Origin of the sequence: Rhodococcus artemisiae (assembly GCF_036327795.1) — a bacterium.
Lineage (GTDB): Bacteria > Actinomycetota > Actinomycetes > Mycobacteriales > Mycobacteriaceae > Rhodococcus > Rhodococcus artemisiae.
In genome coordinates, this window is the sequence record NZ_JAUTXY010000005.1 from 38,920 (window position 1) to 53,726 (window position 14,807).

16 protein-coding genes are annotated in these 14,807 nt (G+C 65.9%); 3 read left to right on the forward strand and 13 right to left on the reverse strand.

The features are described from left to right. Nucleotide 1: 1 nt before the first annotated feature. Together Q7514_RS12590 and Q7514_RS12595 are read right to left on the reverse strand one after the other, a co-directional pair. Nucleotides 2–955 (reverse strand): permease prefix domain 1-containing protein, encoded by a 954-nt coding sequence (locus tag Q7514_RS12590; RefSeq protein WP_330133607.1) that lies wholly within the window; start codon nt 953–955, stop codon nt 2–4. After that, nucleotides 952–1,302, reverse strand: coding sequence for a PadR family transcriptional regulator (locus Q7514_RS12595; protein ID WP_330133608.1), 351 nt, complete (start codon nt 1,300–1,302; stop codon nt 952–954). Before Q7514_RS12595 ends, Q7514_RS12590 begins: the two co-directional genes overlap by 4 nt. 210 nt (nt 1,303–1,512) lie before the next feature. On the opposite strand from Q7514_RS12595, the gene Q7514_RS12600 reads away from it, so the two are divergent. Next, nucleotides 1,513–2,856: a YhgE/Pip domain-containing protein gene (locus Q7514_RS12600; RefSeq protein ID WP_330133609.1), complete on the forward strand. Its 1,344-nt coding sequence runs from the start codon at nt 1,513–1,515 to the stop codon at nt 2,854–2,856. Between the two features lie 4 nt (nt 2,857–2,860). Beyond that, nucleotides 2,861–4,447 (forward strand): bifunctional 3'-5' exonuclease/DNA polymerase, encoded by a 1,587-nt coding sequence (locus Q7514_RS12605; protein ID WP_408016079.1) that lies wholly within the window; start codon nt 2,861–2,863, stop codon nt 4,445–4,447. Nucleotides 4,448–4,531: 84 nt separating this feature from the next. Here Q7514_RS12605 and Q7514_RS12610 read toward each other — a convergent pair whose 3' ends face one another. Both Q7514_RS12610 and Q7514_RS12615 read right to left on the reverse strand, forming a co-directional pair. After that, nucleotides 4,532–4,696, reverse strand: a complete 165-nt coding sequence (locus tag Q7514_RS12610) for a hypothetical protein (RefSeq protein ID WP_330133610.1) — start codon at nt 4,694–4,696, stop codon at nt 4,532–4,534. A gap of 188 nt (nt 4,697–4,884) precedes the next feature. Further along, nucleotides 4,885–6,246, reverse strand: a complete 1,362-nt coding sequence (locus Q7514_RS12615; protein ID WP_330133611.1) for an MFS transporter — start codon at nt 6,244–6,246, stop codon at nt 4,885–4,887. A gap of 280 nt (nt 6,247–6,526) precedes the next feature. Between Q7514_RS12615 and Q7514_RS12620 the strand changes: the two genes are divergently transcribed. Continuing rightward, a complete protein-coding gene (locus tag Q7514_RS12620; protein ID WP_330133612.1) occupies nt 6,527–7,189 on the forward strand; it encodes a TetR/AcrR family transcriptional regulator in 663 nt (220 codons plus the stop codon). A gap of 35 nt (nt 7,190–7,224) precedes the next feature. Here Q7514_RS12620 and Q7514_RS12625 read toward each other — a convergent pair whose 3' ends face one another. The 9 genes from Q7514_RS12625 to Q7514_RS12665 all read right to left on the reverse strand — a co-directional run bounded on the left by Q7514_RS12625 (nt 7,225) and on the right by Q7514_RS12665 (nt 14,723). Further along, nucleotides 7,225–8,097, reverse strand: coding sequence for a DNA-3-methyladenine glycosylase family protein (locus tag Q7514_RS12625; protein ID WP_330133613.1), 873 nt, complete (start codon nt 8,095–8,097; stop codon nt 7,225–7,227). Next, a complete protein-coding gene (locus tag Q7514_RS12630) occupies nt 8,094–8,669 on the reverse strand; it encodes a methylated-DNA--[protein]-cysteine S-methyltransferase (protein ID WP_408016089.1) in 576 nt (191 codons plus the stop codon). The genes Q7514_RS12625 and Q7514_RS12630 overlap by 4 nt, the downstream gene beginning before the upstream one ends. An 8-nt stretch (nt 8,670–8,677) precedes the next feature. Beyond that, nucleotides 8,678–9,187, reverse strand: coding sequence for an RNA polymerase sigma factor (locus Q7514_RS12635; protein WP_330133615.1), 510 nt, complete (start codon nt 9,185–9,187; stop codon nt 8,678–8,680). Next, complete coding sequence (locus Q7514_RS12640; protein WP_330133616.1) at nt 9,168–9,671, reverse strand: methylated-DNA--[protein]-cysteine S-methyltransferase; 504 nt, start codon at nt 9,669–9,671, stop codon at nt 9,168–9,170. The genes Q7514_RS12635 and Q7514_RS12640 overlap by 20 nt, the downstream gene beginning before the upstream one ends. A 195-nt stretch (nt 9,672–9,866) precedes the next feature. Continuing rightward, nucleotides 9,867–10,604, reverse strand: coding sequence for an SDR family NAD(P)-dependent oxidoreductase (locus Q7514_RS12645; RefSeq protein ID WP_330133617.1), 738 nt, complete (start codon nt 10,602–10,604; stop codon nt 9,867–9,869). Continuing rightward, nucleotides 10,601–11,626 carry a phosphotransferase family protein gene (locus Q7514_RS12650; RefSeq protein WP_330133924.1) on the reverse strand — a complete coding sequence of 342 codons (1,026 nt, stop codon included), beginning with the start codon at nt 11,624–11,626 and terminating at the stop codon, nt 10,601–10,603. The genes Q7514_RS12645 and Q7514_RS12650 overlap by 4 nt, the downstream gene beginning before the upstream one ends. A 2-nt stretch (nt 11,627–11,628) precedes the next feature. Further along, entirely contained in the window at nt 11,629–12,846 is a 1,218-nt protein-coding gene (locus Q7514_RS12655; RefSeq protein ID WP_330133618.1) for an acyl-CoA dehydrogenase family protein, read from the reverse strand. A gap of 87 nt (nt 12,847–12,933) precedes the next feature. Next, nucleotides 12,934–13,560, reverse strand: a complete 627-nt coding sequence (locus Q7514_RS12660) for a TetR/AcrR family transcriptional regulator (protein ID WP_330133619.1) — start codon at nt 13,558–13,560, stop codon at nt 12,934–12,936. A 35-nt stretch (nt 13,561–13,595) separates the two neighbouring features. Beyond that, complete coding sequence (locus Q7514_RS12665) at nt 13,596–14,723, reverse strand: NDMA-dependent alcohol dehydrogenase (RefSeq protein ID WP_330133620.1); 1,128 nt, start codon at nt 14,721–14,723, stop codon at nt 13,596–13,598. Nucleotides 14,724–14,807 lie beyond the last annotated feature (84 nt).

Genomic DNA, 14,807 nt, shown 5'->3' on the forward strand with positions numbered 1-14,807 from the left:
ATCAGCGGGAGCGCAGCACCTTCCACCAACCTTCGCCGATCTCCCACACCGCCACCCCGATTGCAACGACGATGACGATGGTGTTCGCTGCGCGCATCGAGTCGCCGGTGTCGCCGAACGCCGCCTCGAAGTAGTCGGGCTCGAACAGCCGGTCGACCGACGCGAGCCAGACCAGTGGGATGGTGAACAGCAGGTTGAGCACTGTGTTGACGACAGCGAGCGCGGTGGTCCAGTGCCCGACGACATACTTGACGATCTCGAACACAGCGCTGAGTGCCAGCACGACGATGAGGGCGGGCAGCCAGAACGACCACAGGTCGGGATCAAGGATCGGGATCGAGGATCCGTCGGCATACCGGTAGGCCGAGAAGCTGCGCTGCAGAACCACTGCCGCGATCCCGACAACAAGAAGTGCGATCGTCCAGGCCGTGTCGCCGAGCGACACCCGATTGTTCGGATCTGTCTCCGGCAACCTCTCCACCGTCCATTCCCCGGTGAGGTTTCCGCGTCGATGCCCGTTGCGTTCCAGGACGCCGAAGACCAAGGTCGTCCAGAACGCGATCTGCAGCGCCACCATCGCCGTCGTCCAGAGACCTGACGCGATCGCCTCTCCGGGAGACGCGTCGTCGAGGAGGTCGAGGACCAGCACAACAGCCCCGGGAAGCGGCGCGATCCACAGCAGAACCGAGAGCAGCCGGCGCCAGTCGAGATAGAGACCGGGCCCGATCAGGTACAGCGGCCGCCCGATGTATTCGGCCGCCAACCGGTCGGGATCGCCGAGCTCGGTGAGCACCTCGGTCTCGGCCTCGACCGGGTCGGCGCCGGATTCGACCCGCGCATCGACAGCGTCTGCGATCGACCCGCGCAGTTCACGATCGATGTCGTCGCGTTTGTCGGCGGGGATTCTGCGCAACGTCGTGGCGACGTAACGATCGGTGAGTGTGGTGAGTGTCATCGCACATCTCCTTCGGTGTGGGAATCGATCGTCCTCAGGCTGCGTCCGAGGGCGGTCCACTCGTCGAGCAGAACCGCCGCAAGTTGCTCCCCTGCCTCGGAGGTCCGATAGAACTTGCGTGGACGTGCCTCATCGGTGTTCCACTCGCTGACGAGAAGGCCCTGCTTCTCGAGGCGCCGCAACAGCGGATAGAGCGTGTTGGCATCGACGGCGACGCCTGCAGCGGCCAGCGCTTCGAGCAGGCCGTAGCCGTACCCGGGGGTGCGCAGCATCAGGAGACTCGCGACGACGACGGAACCTCGTCGCACTTCTTGACTGTGGCCGGCGAAGATCTCAGGATCGATCACACGTCACACGATAGTGTGCGTCACACACTATTGCAACGGGCACATACCCGAAGTGCACGCCGACGCGACAAGCCCCAGGTCCACAGCAGCTCCGTGGGTCTGCCTCACCGACCGACGTGAGCCTCACCCCAGCCGTCCGGCGCCGTGCTCTCGAGCACTTCGTCCCGCCCATCGGGCACAATTTCGCACACTCGTGTGCACAATCAATGGGTGAGTTCAACAGGTACCGCGACCGATCCCCACCGCAAGACACTGCGGGGGCCTCGATTCTGGCTCGCGCCGCTCGTCGTCGTAACTGCAGTGATGTCTGCGCTCGGGTACTTCTACCTCGCGAGCATGGTCAGTCCGGCGGACAACCTGCGCGAGTTCCCCATGGCGATCGTCAACCAGGACGTCGGTGACGTCATGCCCGGCGACGACGAACCACGGAACCTCGGAAACGAGATCACCGCCGCGGTCCTGGACGGTATCGATCCGGCAGAGATCGACATGCAGGAGATGGGCATCTCCGCGGCCAACTCCGGTCTCGACACCGGGTCGTTGTACGGCGCGATCGTGATCCCCAGCGACTTCACCAAACGCACCTCGATTCTTGCGCAAGGCAGCGTCGTGCCCGGCGACATCGAAAAGCCGATCATCACCGTCTACTCGAATCCCCGGACCGGAACGTTCGCGACCGGCATCGTCGGCATGATCAGCGACACCGCCATGACCCAGGTCAACGACACTGTCGGGGAACAGCTCACCACCCAGGTCACGAACACCCTCGCCGAGACCGCACCAGACCTGCAGTTGTCGGGCGGAAGCCTGCTCACGCTCCAGGAACCGATCAACGTCCTCAACGTCGAACACAAACCGCTACCCGACGGCACCGGCGCCGGCCTGTCCGCGTTCTACTTCACGCTGCTGCTGATCCTCGCGGGATTCACCGGCGCCACGATCGTCAACACCCTCGTCGACACAGCTCTCGGGTTCATCCCCACCGAATACGGTCCGCTCTATATCAACAAAGAGACCACCCGCATGTCCCGTTTGACGGTGTTGTTCATCAAATGGGGAATCATCGTCGTCCTGTCGTTGATCGTGTCGGCGCTGTATCTGTGGATCGCCACAGCACTCGGTATGCCCGTTCCGCGAGCCCTGCTGATGTGGGAATACGGAGCACTCGCGATCAGCGCGGTCGGCATCACCTCGGTGTCGGTGATGTCCGTGTTCGGATCCGCAGGTCTGCTCGTGAACCTGTTCATCTTCATCGTGCTCGGGCTGCCGTCGTCCGGTGGCACTGTCCCGATCGAGGCGATGCCCAAGATGTTCGAGTGGCTGTCCACGTTCGAGCCGATGCACCAGATCTACATCGCCACACGCGCGATCCTCTACTTCGACGGTCACGGCGCGGCAGGATTGACACACGGCGTCGCGATGACATTCGTCGGGCTCGGTGTCGGCGTGGCGCTCGGGGCGATCGTGACGTGGCTGTACGACCGTCGGGGATTCCACCGCTCCGCCGAACTGCTGGCAGACGGCAGCAGCTCTGTGGCCGATAGCGCAGACTAGGGCGGTGCGTGCCGTCGTCGTCCCCCATCCCTCCGAGAGCAGAGGTGTGCGGGGCGGCACCATCGCCCTGGTCGACGACGCGGGTGCCCAGGTGGGCGAATCCCATGAGTGTCGCGACCTCGCGGCGACCGTTGCGGAACTCGAAGCGTCCCGCAGCCCACGCTGGGTGTGGACCTCCACCGCAACCGTGTACCCGGATCTGCTGCGCGCCGGTGTGCGGGTTCAGCGGTGCCATGATCTGGCGACCACCGCCGCAATTCTGAACACGCGCGACGGGATCCCGCCGGATCCCGTCGAGGAACCGGTGGACGAACGCCCGGGGCTGTTCGACGCGGCGCCCGGCGTCGACATCGCCACCGTGATCGAGCGATTCGTCGAGCAACGTCGTCGCACGGCCACCGATCGACGTCTCGATCTGCTTGTGGCTGCCGAATCTGCGGGGACACTCGCTGCAGCCGAAATGGGGTTCGGCGGGTTGCCGTTCTCCGCCGACGTGCACCGCGACCTACTGGAGCGCACCCTCGGCCGACGCCCCCTCGGCTACGAACCACCCTCTCGGATCGCCGAGGTGATCGCAGAGATTCAGGCCGTGTTCGGCCGGCCCGTGAACCCGGCATCGCATGTCGAGGTGCTCGACGCGTTCCGCCGCGAGGGCATCGAACTGTCGTCGACACGCAAGCACGTGCTGCGCGAACTCGACCATCCCGCGGTGCCATTGTTGTTGAGGCACCGCGACCTGTCGAAGCTGTACAGCACCAACGGTTGGAGTTGGCTCGACACATGGGTGCACGACAACCGTTTCCGCCCCGTCTACGTGCCGGGTGCCGTCGTCTCGGGGAGGTGGGCGAGCCGCGGTGGTGGCGCTCTGCAGATCCCCAAAGCGTTGCGGTCGAGCGTGGTCGCCGACCCCGGTCATACCTTCGTCATCGCCGACGCCGGGCAGCTCGAACCTCGTATCCTCGCCGCCATGTCGGGAGACCCCCGCATGGTCGCTGCCGCAGGCAGCGACGACCTGTACGCACCGGTTGCGGCGGCAGCATTCGGTGGTGACCGTGCGAAAGCGAAGGTCGCGGTGCTCGGTGTGCTGTACGGCGCGACCTCCGGTGATTCCCGTGCGCTACTGACAGTGTTGCGGAGAAGCTTCCCCGACGCAGTCGAATTCGTCGAACGTGCAGCCCGCACCGGAGAGCGCGGGGAGGTGGTGCATTCGTGGCTCGGGCGCGCCTGTCCCCCAACGGAACCTGAGTTTCTCACGCACGGGGACACACGCGCCCGCGGGCGATTCACCCGCAATTTTGTCGTCCAGGCCACGGCCGCGGAATGGGCGTTGTGCGTGCTGGCCGAACTTCGTCGCCGGCTCACGGCGGCACCGGACGGCCAGGACGGCAAACTGGTGTTCTTCCAACACGATGAGGTGATGGTGCACACACGACATGCCGATGCCGCGGCCGCGCACATCGAGGCGTCGGTCGAGGCGGCAACTCGGTTGATGTTCGGCGCGACCGACGTCCGGTTTCCCATGTCGACGTCGGTCCGCACCTGTTATGCCGACGAGTCCGGCAACCACGGTGCTGCCGGAAACGGCATGTAGCACGGTCAGCGGGCGCGTGCGACGAATGCCTCCGGCAGACCGGCTGTCTCCGGTGTCTCGATCAAGCGCGTGATCTCGTCGACCTCACAGCTGCGAGACGATCGGCCAGCGCACGCCCCTCGTCTTCGACGTCGCCGAGTGCATGATCCCGAGCTTCTCTGCCTGCGCACCGTTGACCAGTTCGGCGCCGAGAGTGATGCGGTGTGCCACGGCACGGACCGGCGAGCCTCGTAAGATGTTGGGTGCCAACGGAACCGGGTAGCATTCCGATACCCACCTCCGGCAGGACCCAGTTTCACGGACTCACCCGCGACGCGGAAGTCGCACGCGAGGGCGAGTTCGAGCCCTCCCCGGTGGCGCACCGTTCTACGACCGTACCCGAGACCACACGCGCGAGGGCCGGTATCACACGGTGATACCGGCCCTCGCGTCGCGCATCACGACCGGACGGCGTCGGGTTCCATGTCCGTTACCGTGTCCACCCGGCCGGGTGCCGCAGCGGTGCGCCGCGCGGGCACGAGCGCGGTCAGGACCGCTCCGATCAGTGCCACACCCGCGAAGATGTAGAGGGCAACGTTACTACCCAGCCCGGCACCTAGGATCAGTCCGCCGATGATGGGGCCGAAGATCCCGCCGAGCCGGCCGAACCCGGCACACCACGCGATACCTGCAGCACGTGCATTCGTCGAATAGTAGTTGGCGACGAATCCGTAGATGAGGATCTGCGTGCCGATTCCACCGATACCGGCCGCTGCCACCGCAGCGAGCAGAACCCAGAGCGGCATGTTCATCGTGAGGACGACGATCGAGAGGACTGCCAAGAGGAAGGTGGCCACGATGACCCGTTGCGGGCCGGTACGGTCGGCCACTCGGGATGCGAGCATGCCGCCGGCGATCGCGCCACCGTTGAGTACCAGAAGGAACGCGAGCGAGTTCTTCGCGTCGAAACCCACGTTCTCCATGATTTTCGGCAGCCACGTGTTGAGCCCGTAGGTGAGCATGATGCCACCGAAGCTCATGAGGCCGAGCAGAGCTGTACCCAACGCGTACCGCCGGGTCACCAGCGCGGCAAAGCCCACCTTGTCGACACCGGCCCGTTCGACGACGAGTTCCTCCGGGGTCGGCGAGGGAATACCGGTAGCGGTCGCGATCGCGCGGGCCTCGTCGGCGCGGCCGCGTGACACGAGCCACCGCGGCGACTCGGGTATCTTCCACGCCACCAGCGGGAGAAGGATGATGAGGGGCAGCGCTCCGATCCAGAACAGACCCCGCCAGCCGATCGAATCCCGCAGCAGCATCGCGAGCAGAGCCGCCACGACGCCGCCGAAGGGAACCCCGCAGTAGACGATGGCGTTGTACACGTTCTTCTTGCTTGCGGGCGCGAACTCGGCGACGACGGCACCGGCGGTCGCGAGGAGTCCGCCCAGGCCGATGCCGGTGAGCATGCGCATGATGCCGAACGCTGCAGTTGTGTGGGTCATCGCAGCAGCACCCATACCGAGGGAGAACCACGCGATGGAGATCAAGAGGAGTTTCCGGCGCCCGATGCGGTCGCCGACAGCGCCGGCAAGCAAGGCACCGACCATAACTCCGATCAGGGCATATGAGCCCAGTGCGCCTGCCTGTTCTGCAGACACCGGGCCCAGTTGAGTTGGGTCGGCCATGAGGATCGGCAGGATCGTGCCGTATACGACCAGGTCGTATCCGTCGAAGGCGAGAGCCGCGGTCGCCAGCGCGACGATCCACGTCACCGAGCGCCGGTGCTGCGGACTGGTCCAGTCGGTCGGGGCAGAGGGCATGGGGGCTCCATGTGTCCAGTGGGGATGGTGCGCGGTGGGGAGGGTGCGCCGAGTCGGAATCAACCCTCGACGACGTCGGTGAATATAAATTCGCGCTTCGTGAATGTTCATTCATTCACGAAGCAGGACAGTAATGTGTCACGGGTCACTCTGTCAAGGGACATGTGCCGTCGCACCCCATGGCGTCGCAAGCGAAATTGCGCGCCGGTAGCCGAGAAGACCGGCTCGTGGCCTACGGTGGACCCGATCGGCGGTGGCCCGCCGATCGGGAGGAGCCGACGTGGCCAAGGACAGCGCGGGAGTGCAGGTCGAAGAGGCGGTGCGCGCCGTCCGTGCGAGTTCGCGCCGACGGCAGGTACTCGACGCCGCCGTCGTAGTGATGCAACGCACCGGATTCCACCAAATGTCGATGCAGGCGCTCGCCGACGAAGCGAAAGTCAGTGTCGGCCTCATCTACAAGTACTTCGGCGGCAAGGAGGAGATCCTCCTCGCCACGATCGTGGACATCCTCGATCAATTCCGCGACCGCATCGCACCCGCCATGGACGCGGCCGGCAGCGACCCGATCGAGAGGCTGGCCGCCGGTTTTCACCGCTACGTGCAGATCGTCGACGAGAACCTCCACGCCGTCGCCCTCACCTACAGGGAGAGCCGGACCCTCGACCAGCGCGGACGCGACACCCTCAAGGAACTCGAGGTGACCACGTCGGCACCACTGCGGGATGCCCTCGAAGACGGCGTGGAGGCCGGGCTCATGAACGACCTCGATGTCGACCTCATGTCGTTCGATCTGATGATGATCGCGCATGGATGGTCACTCAAGCACTGGCACTTCGCACCCAAATTCACCGCGGAGACATACGCACACGCGCAATTGCGGTTTGTGTTGGAGGCGATCGTCGCGCCGGAACACCGCGATTCATACCGGCATCTCGCCAGCTGAGCGTCGGCGACGATCTCGCCGGCCGGCCGTTACTCTCAGGGACCGAGGCCTCTCGAGTAGGCGGCGGAGGCCCACAGGTGCGATACGGCGTAAGCGCGCCACGGCCGCCAGGGTTCGGCGCGCGTGGTCGCCTCACCGGCGGTGATGCCTCCCAACGCTCGGCGCAGCACCAGGTCGCCGGAGGGATACGCGTCGCGGTCTCCGAGTGCACGCAGCGACAGGTAGTCGACGGTCCACGGTCCGATTCCCGGTAGGGCCAGCAGTTCTGTTCGGAAGTCGGCGGTCGGCGTCGCGTCGAGTCCGTCGGCCGCGGCGGTCGCGAGTGCGTGCACCGTGCGGGAACGCGCACCCGTGACCCGCACCGTCGCCTTCAGTTCGTCCGGGTCCACACCCGCGAGACGCTGCGGTGTCGGGAAGCACCGCAACCCGGCTGACGCAGGTTCACCATATGCAGCAACGAGTCTCGACGTGAAGGTCGCGGCCGCCGCGAGACTCACCTGTTGCCCGATCACTGTCTGCACGGCGGTGGCGAACCAGTCGGTGGCACCGAGCACGCGCAGACCGGGCCTCGCCGACACGAACGGCGCGAGCAACGGGTCTGTGCCCAGCACGGCGTCGATCGCGGCCGACTCCGCGTCGAGGTCGAGCCAGGCGGTAATGCACCGTTCGAGTTCGGCAACATCTCGATTATCGGTGGCATCGATCCGCGCAGTGAGGTGCGCGGCTTCCGGATCGTCCCCGAACGTCACCGACACGACCGCGGGACCTCCGCGACCCCCGACCGCACGGCTGTGGGTGCGGGTCTGTGCGTCGTGCCGTTCGTATCCTGCAACGGTGTGACTCCGCAGCGCATCGAGCATCGCCGACGCAGCGAACGGCGGTGTCAACGGCAATCGCAGCGTGGTCATGCCGCGGTCTCGAGACTCAGCAGGATCCGTTTCGCGTCGACTCCCCCTGCATACTGCCCGATCCCGCCGTCGCTGCGCACCACCCGATGGCAGGGAATGACCACCGGCAGCGGATTTTTCGCGCACGCCGTACCCACAGCGCGCACCGCTCTGGGGCTGCCGGCCGCCGCCGCGACCTCCGCGTAGCTGGCCGTATGTCCGTAGGCAATGTCGGGTAGGTGCGTGATCACGTCGCGACGGAACCCGGTCGCGAGTCTGAGATCGAGAGGCAGATCGAACGACGACCGAGCACCCTCGAAGTACTCGTCGAGCTGAGCTGCCGCGGTGTCGAGCCGTGCCGGAGATTCGAGGATCCGAGGACTGATCCGCGCGGCGAGTTCGCCGAGCACGTCGTCCAGGCCATCGACGACATACGCCACCCTCACGAGTCCCGCCTCGGTTGCCGCGAGCAGCAGCGGGCCGACGGGGGTGTCGAGGATTCGGTACGCGACGTCGAGGAGGCCTGCAGCTTCGGCGTCGATCGTGAGCCGCTGATGTAGCCATGCGAGGTCGGGCGTCGAGACCGGTGGCATCGGAAAGGTCATTTCACGCTCCCTGTCTCTGTGCTGTAGCGACGTCGCAACGCTGCACGACCGTCGGAGGCTGCGCGGCGCGCGGCCTCTGCGGTGTTGCCGAGAAGTTCACCGATCTCCGCGTACGGCATTCCTCCGAGGTAGTGGTAGACGAGCGCGGCCCGCTGGGTGAACGGCAATGCCGCGACCTCGCCCCACAGTTCATCGTCGCCGGTGCCGGGGAGGTCGGTGGTCGAGGCGCGCTCGGGCAGCGTCTCGGTGGGTACCGGTGTTCGCCCGTGCACGCGGTGGACGTCGATGGCCTTGCGATGAGCGATGGTCACGAGCCATGCCTCGATGTTGGCACCCGGCTTCAGATCCGGATAGGCACGCAGAGCAGCCAGGAACGTCTCCGACCATGCGTCGTCGGCGTCGGCGGCGCTGAGCATGGCGCGGCATACCCGGAGCACCGTCGGGCCGTGGTCGGCGACGACCCGCTCGAACGGTGGCAGGTGCGCATCAGGACGGCGTGGGGGCATGGGCGATCCGCGCCTCTTGTTCGAGGAGGAACTGTTTGCGTTCGACTCCCCCTGCATACCCGGTAAGCCGCCCGCCGCTGCCGATGACGCGATGACACGGAACGATGATGCTCAGCGGATTCCGTGCGTTGGCCGCCGCGACCGCCCGGACCGCGGTGGGCCGGCCGATCGATGCCGCGACTTCCCCATACGTCGACGTGGTTCCGTATTCGATCGCCCGGAGGGCCGTCCACACGGTGCGCTGGAACTCCGTGCCGACCGGCGCTATCGGGAACGTAAACGTCGTCCGTGTGCCGTCGAAGTACTCGCGAAGTTGCCCGACGGCCTCGTCGAACCCCTCGGACGTCTGTGGCCCGAAGGTGGTGGCGTCGGGTGCCGGTTGGTGATCGGACATGTACAGGCCCGACAGCATGCCGTCGGTGTTCACGAGGGTCAGCTCGCCGATCGGCGAGTCGATCACGGTGTGGGTTCGTGATGCGGTCACGGCTTCGATCCTTCCATCCGGTGCAAGGTCTTCACGAGGTAGACGCACGGGTCGGTGGAAACGTGAGGTTGCCCGCACCTGCCCGTGTCGAAGACATGGACCCCAACTGAGCGAATGGCTCACCCGTCTCGACTACGGAGACGAGTGAGCCATTCGCTCACAAAGGGGGGAGGGGGTCGGGACACCGCCGATTCGTCAGGCCTCGTACATGCTCGATCCCGCGCGGCTGAGCACCAGCCGCGGCAGCACCGCCCGCGACGACAACTTGAGCAGCGCGTCGACCAATTCGACGACGTCGTTCACCTCGAGCATCGACTCGGCGGGGATCTTCTCCTTGATCCAGTCGGACATGTCGGTGTCGACGTAGGCCGGCGCGATCGCCGACGCGGAGACCCCGTTGCCGGACTCCTCGAGATTGAGGGTCTCGACCAGGGAGATCAGCGCGGCCTTCGTCGCCCCGTAGGCAGCGAGTCCGGCTTCGGCATAGACACCGGTGATGGACGACAACGCCACCACCTTCGCGCCCCGGGCGGGATCGGCTGCAGCAGCTGCCCGCAGCAACGGCAGCGAAGCCTGGAGCAGCGCGAACGGTGCAGCAAGGTTCACCGCGAGCGTCTTGTCGAAGCGTCGCGCCGGGAAGTCCGCGATCGCACCCGCAGTGCCGACGCCGGCGTTGAGGATCAGCGCACGCATCGTGCCGAACGATTCTTCGTGCGCGCCCACCACCCGTGCCGGTGCTTCGGGATCGGCGAGATCCGCAGCGACCGCGCGCACCTCCGAGGCACCCGCCTCGCGCAGGTGTGCGGCCGCCTTCTCGAGCCGCTCCTCGCCGCGCGCCGAGATCGTCAGGGCATAGCCCTGCTCGGCGAGCCTCAGCGCGACACCCAGCCCGATGCCGCGCGACGCTCCGGTGACCAGTGCACTCGCAGTCACGAGAACGCTCCCTTCACTGCATCCAGTCCGGCTGCGACGAGCGCCGGAACCGCTTCTCCTGCTTTGTCGAAACCCTCACCGATGGTCGCGCCGACGCGCCACCGGTGGTTGATCCCTTCCGCGATCACTGCGAGTTTGAAATACGCGAGACCCATGTAGAAGTCCCAGTGTGCGATCTCGCGACCGGAGGCCACGGCGTAGCGCTGAACGAGGTCGTTGTCGGCCGGCAGCCGGGAGCTCGTCCACGCGGCTGGGAAGCCGAGCACGTCGTCGAGCGCCGGGTGCCGGTAGACGCACATCAACGCGAGATCGGTGAGCGGATCACCGAGCGTCGACAGTTCCCAATCCACCACTGCGGCAATTTTGCTCGCATCGTTCTTGTCGAGGATGGTGTTGTCGATCCGGTAGTCGCCGTGCACGATCGACGGCGCGGGTGATTCGGGAATCGCGTCGGCGAGGGTGGCATGGAGGCGGTCGAGGTCGGGAAGTTCCCGGGTCTTGACGCGGCCCCACTGGCCGGCCCACAGCTTCACCTGCCGCGTGACATATCCGTCGGGGCGACCGAGTTCGCCGAGACCCACCGCGACGAAGTCGACGTTGTGCAGCGCAGCAATGATGCGAACGAGTTCGTCGGTGCAGCCCGTGATCTCGTCGTCGGTCAGCGTGTCGAGATCGTCCTTGCTGCGGATGACGCGGCCGTCGATGTGCTCGACGACGGTGAAGGGCGCACCCATCACTGCGTCGTCCTCGCACAGCGCGACCGTCCGCGCAACCGGGACTCCGCTGTCCTGCAGCGCCGAGGTGATGCGGAATTCTCGGGCCACATCGTGTGCGGAGGGTGTCAGACCCGCGGTGGGCGGACGGCGGAGAACCCATTTCGACGTGTCGTCGAAGATCCCGTAGGTGAGGTTCGATTTGCCGCCGGAGATGAGTTCCGCGCGCAGCTCACCGTCGAGACCGACTCCGGATTCCGACAGGAAACGCTGGAGAGCAGGAAGATCCAGGCCTTCGTGCTCGACCACGGTCACGACCGGGCCGCCTTCGCTGCAGCAGCCTTACGAGCAGCACCGACGGTGCGCTTGGCGATGGCCCAGCGGTGCACCTCGGACGGTCCGTCGTAGACGCGGAACGGACGCACCTCACGCGAGAGACGTGCGAGTGGAAGGTCTTCGGAAACACCGAGACCACCGCACATCTGCACCGATCGGTCGACGATCCGGAAGATCGCCTCGGCGGCGAACGTCTTTGCGATGGACGTGGCGTTGGCGGCGTGCGAACCCTGGTCGAGCTCCCAGCATGCCTGTGTGAGTAGAGCGCGGGTAGCGGCGATGTCGATCTCGTTGTCGGCGACCATCTTCTGGATCATTCCGAGATCACCGAGCTTCGATCCGAAACCCTCGCGTTCGGCGACGTAACCGACGGCGATGTCGTGGCCGCGGCGGGCAGCACCGAGCCAGCGCATCACGTGGGTCATGCGGGCGGGGCCCAGACGGACCTGCGCGTAGGCGAAGCCTTGGTCGACCTCACCGAGAACGGCGGAGTCCGGTACGAACAGATCCTCGAACGCCACCTCGCAATGACCGCCGAGCATCGACTTGTCGAGGGTGGCGATGTGCCGGCCGACCGTCAGCCCCTCGGTATCGGCGGGCGCGAGGAACATGGTGGCCCCGCCACGCTGACCGGGTTCACCGGAGGTGCGGGCCATGATGATGAAGAATCCGGCGCCATCGGCTCCGGTGATGAAGTGCTTGCGTCCGTTGATTTTCCAGCCGCCCGACACCTTCTCGGCGAGTGTGTTGAGGGCGTTGGGGTCGGCACCGGCACCGGGGGCGGGTTCGGTCATCGCGAACGCGGAACGCACGTCACCCGCTGCGAGCGGTGCGAGGAACTGCTGCTTCTGCTCGTCGCTCGCGATGTGCGCGAGCATATGCACGTTGCCCTCGTCGGGTGCGGCGATGTTCAGCGCGGTGGGGCCGAAGAGCGAGTAGCCGGCCGCTTCGAAGACGGGTGCGCGGTCGGACATACCGAGTCCGTGCCCGCCGTACTCGATGGGGGCGTGAGGCGCGAAGACACCGGCGTCCTTCGCGGCTTTCTGCAGGTCGGTGCGGACGGCGTCGCCCCCGGCCGCAGTGATGTCACCGCCGTGCGCGTCCTCGATGGGCAACACGTGGTCGCGGATGAATGCTTCGGTCTTCGCGACCAGGCCGGTTACCTGATCCGAATACGACAGATCGACTGCCATGATCACTCCCTCTCCACACCGACCGATCGATCGCTCGGTTCTGGATACGGTGACACACCGGCATCGGTGCGGTCAAGGAACCAGGACTCAGAGCGCTCCCACTGCACTGCGCGCGATCGCGAGATTCCGCTCGACGAGTTCATCGGGCGTGAGCATGCCATCCGGGCGGTACCAATCGGCCACCCCGATACACATGGTGGCCACCGCACGCCCCGCATCCCTGGGAAACGGCGTGGTGAACTCGCCCGACTCGACCCCGGCCTCGATGATCTCATCGATCATTCGCTGCTGTTCGTCGCGCAGCGCGACGTACGCCTCACGACTCTCCGGCTCCATGCTGCGCATCTCCGTAGAGGCCACGAAGGCCTGGTCGCGGCGGAACATGTGGAACCGCAGCAGCGACTCCACCACCGCGTCGAACCGCTCGGACGGGGTCGGGCCGGCTTCTGAGAGGGCGCGCCGACTACGGTCCAGCAGCTCGTTCATGACGGCCGTCGTCAGCGACACCAGAAGCGCCTGCTTGGACGGGTAATGGTGATAGAGACCGGGGACAGAGAGTCCCGCGCGTGCGGCGACCTCCCGGATCGACGTGCCGTCGTAGCCTCGCTCAGCGAACGCGTCGAGTGCCGCAGCGAGGGGTTTCGGCAATGACACCGGGCCGTAGTGTCGCCACGACCCGGCGTCGCCGGAGACCTGATCCTCACGCGTGTCCATGGACATCACGGTAAAGGACGGCCATCCTCACAGATTCAGTAGTCGTCGTCGCCGTAGACGATGACACCGCGCAGGTTCTTGCCGGCAAGCATGTCGGCATAGCCCTCGTTGATGTCCTCGAGTTTGTAGGTTTTGGTGACGAGGCCGTCCAGGTCGAGCTGGTTGTTGCGGTAGAGCTCGAGCAGCTTCGGGATCTGCGAACGCGGCCCGACACCGCCGAAGATCGCGCCCTGCACCCGCTTCTGCAACAGCGTGAGCTCGAACAGGCTCATGGTGACATCGGTGTCCCGCGCGTCGCCCATACCGACGACCACCACCTGGCCGCCCTTCGCCGTCACCGCGAGCGCCGGTGCGATCATGTCGCCGTGGATCTCACCGACGGTGATGATGGTGACGTCGGCCATTGCACCCCAGGTGATTTCACCGATCACGGGCGCAGCTTCCTCGAGCGACGCGAACGTGTGTGTCGCGCCGAACTCCTTCGCCTTGTCCCGTTTGAATTCGACGGGGTCGATTGCGATCACGAAGCGCGCACCTGCGTGGGCAGCGCCCTGCACGGAATTGATACCGACGCCACCGACGCCGATGACCACCACCGCGTCACCGACCTTGGTTCCGCCGATCGCCGTCGCCGATCCCCAGCCGGTCGCGACGCCGCAACCGAGAAGCGCCGCCTTCTCGAGAGGGATATCCTTCTCGATCTTGATGACCGACGCCTCGTTGACCGTGACGTACGGGGCGAAGGTGCCGAGCAGGCACATCTGAATGACCGGCTCACCGCCCAGGGTCACACGATTGGTTTTGTCGGAGATCGCCTTTCCGGTCAGGAGTCCGGCACCCTCGTCGCAGATGTTCTGCAACCCCTTCGCGCACGAGCGACACCGCCCGCATGCCGGGATGAACGCGAGAACGACGTGGTCGCCCTCCTCCACGCTGGTCACGCCCGGTCCGACCTTGGTGACAACGCCGGCACCTTCGTGACCGCCGAGCGCAGGGAACGACGGAAGCGGCGAGGCCCCGGTCCTCAGATGCTCGTCGGAGTGGCACAGACCCGACGCCGCGAGCTTGACCTGCACTTCACCCGCCACCGGGTCGCCGAGATCGATCTCCTCGATCTCCCACGGCTGGTTTACGCCCTTGATGACTGCCGCTTTTACCTTCACCGAGCCTCCTGAGTGATGGGAACCACGTGATCCATCGGAGAGTGAAACAGGTTTTCCGGCATTTCGGGGAAAAATCCATCCGTA

Excerpts from the sequence above, each read along its gene's own strand:
- Q7514_RS12590 (WP_330133607.1), bottom strand. The coding sequence starts at position 955 with ATGACACTCACCACACTCACCGATCGTTACGTCGCCACGACGTTGCGC.
- Q7514_RS12615 (WP_330133611.1), bottom strand. The coding sequence starts at position 6,246 with ATGCCCTCTGCCCCGACCGACTGGACCAGTCCGCAGCACCGGCGCTCG.
- Q7514_RS12625 (WP_330133613.1), bottom strand. The coding sequence starts at position 8,097 with ATGACCACGCTGCGATTGCCGTTGACACCGCCGTTCGCTGCGTCGGCG.
- Q7514_RS12630 (WP_408016089.1), bottom strand. The coding sequence starts at position 8,669 with ATGCCACCGGTCTCGACGCCCGACCTCGCATGGCTACATCAGCGGCTC.
- Q7514_RS12635 (WP_330133615.1), bottom strand. The coding sequence starts at position 9,187 with ATGCCCCCACGCCGTCCTGATGCGCACCTGCCACCGTTCGAGCGGGTC.
- Q7514_RS12655 (WP_330133618.1), bottom strand. The coding sequence starts at position 12,846 with ATGGCAGTCGATCTGTCGTATTCGGATCAGGTAACCGGCCTGGTCGCG.
- Q7514_RS12660 (WP_330133619.1), bottom strand. The coding sequence starts at position 13,560 with ATGGACACGCGTGAGGATCAGGTCTCCGGCGACGCCGGGTCGTGGCGA.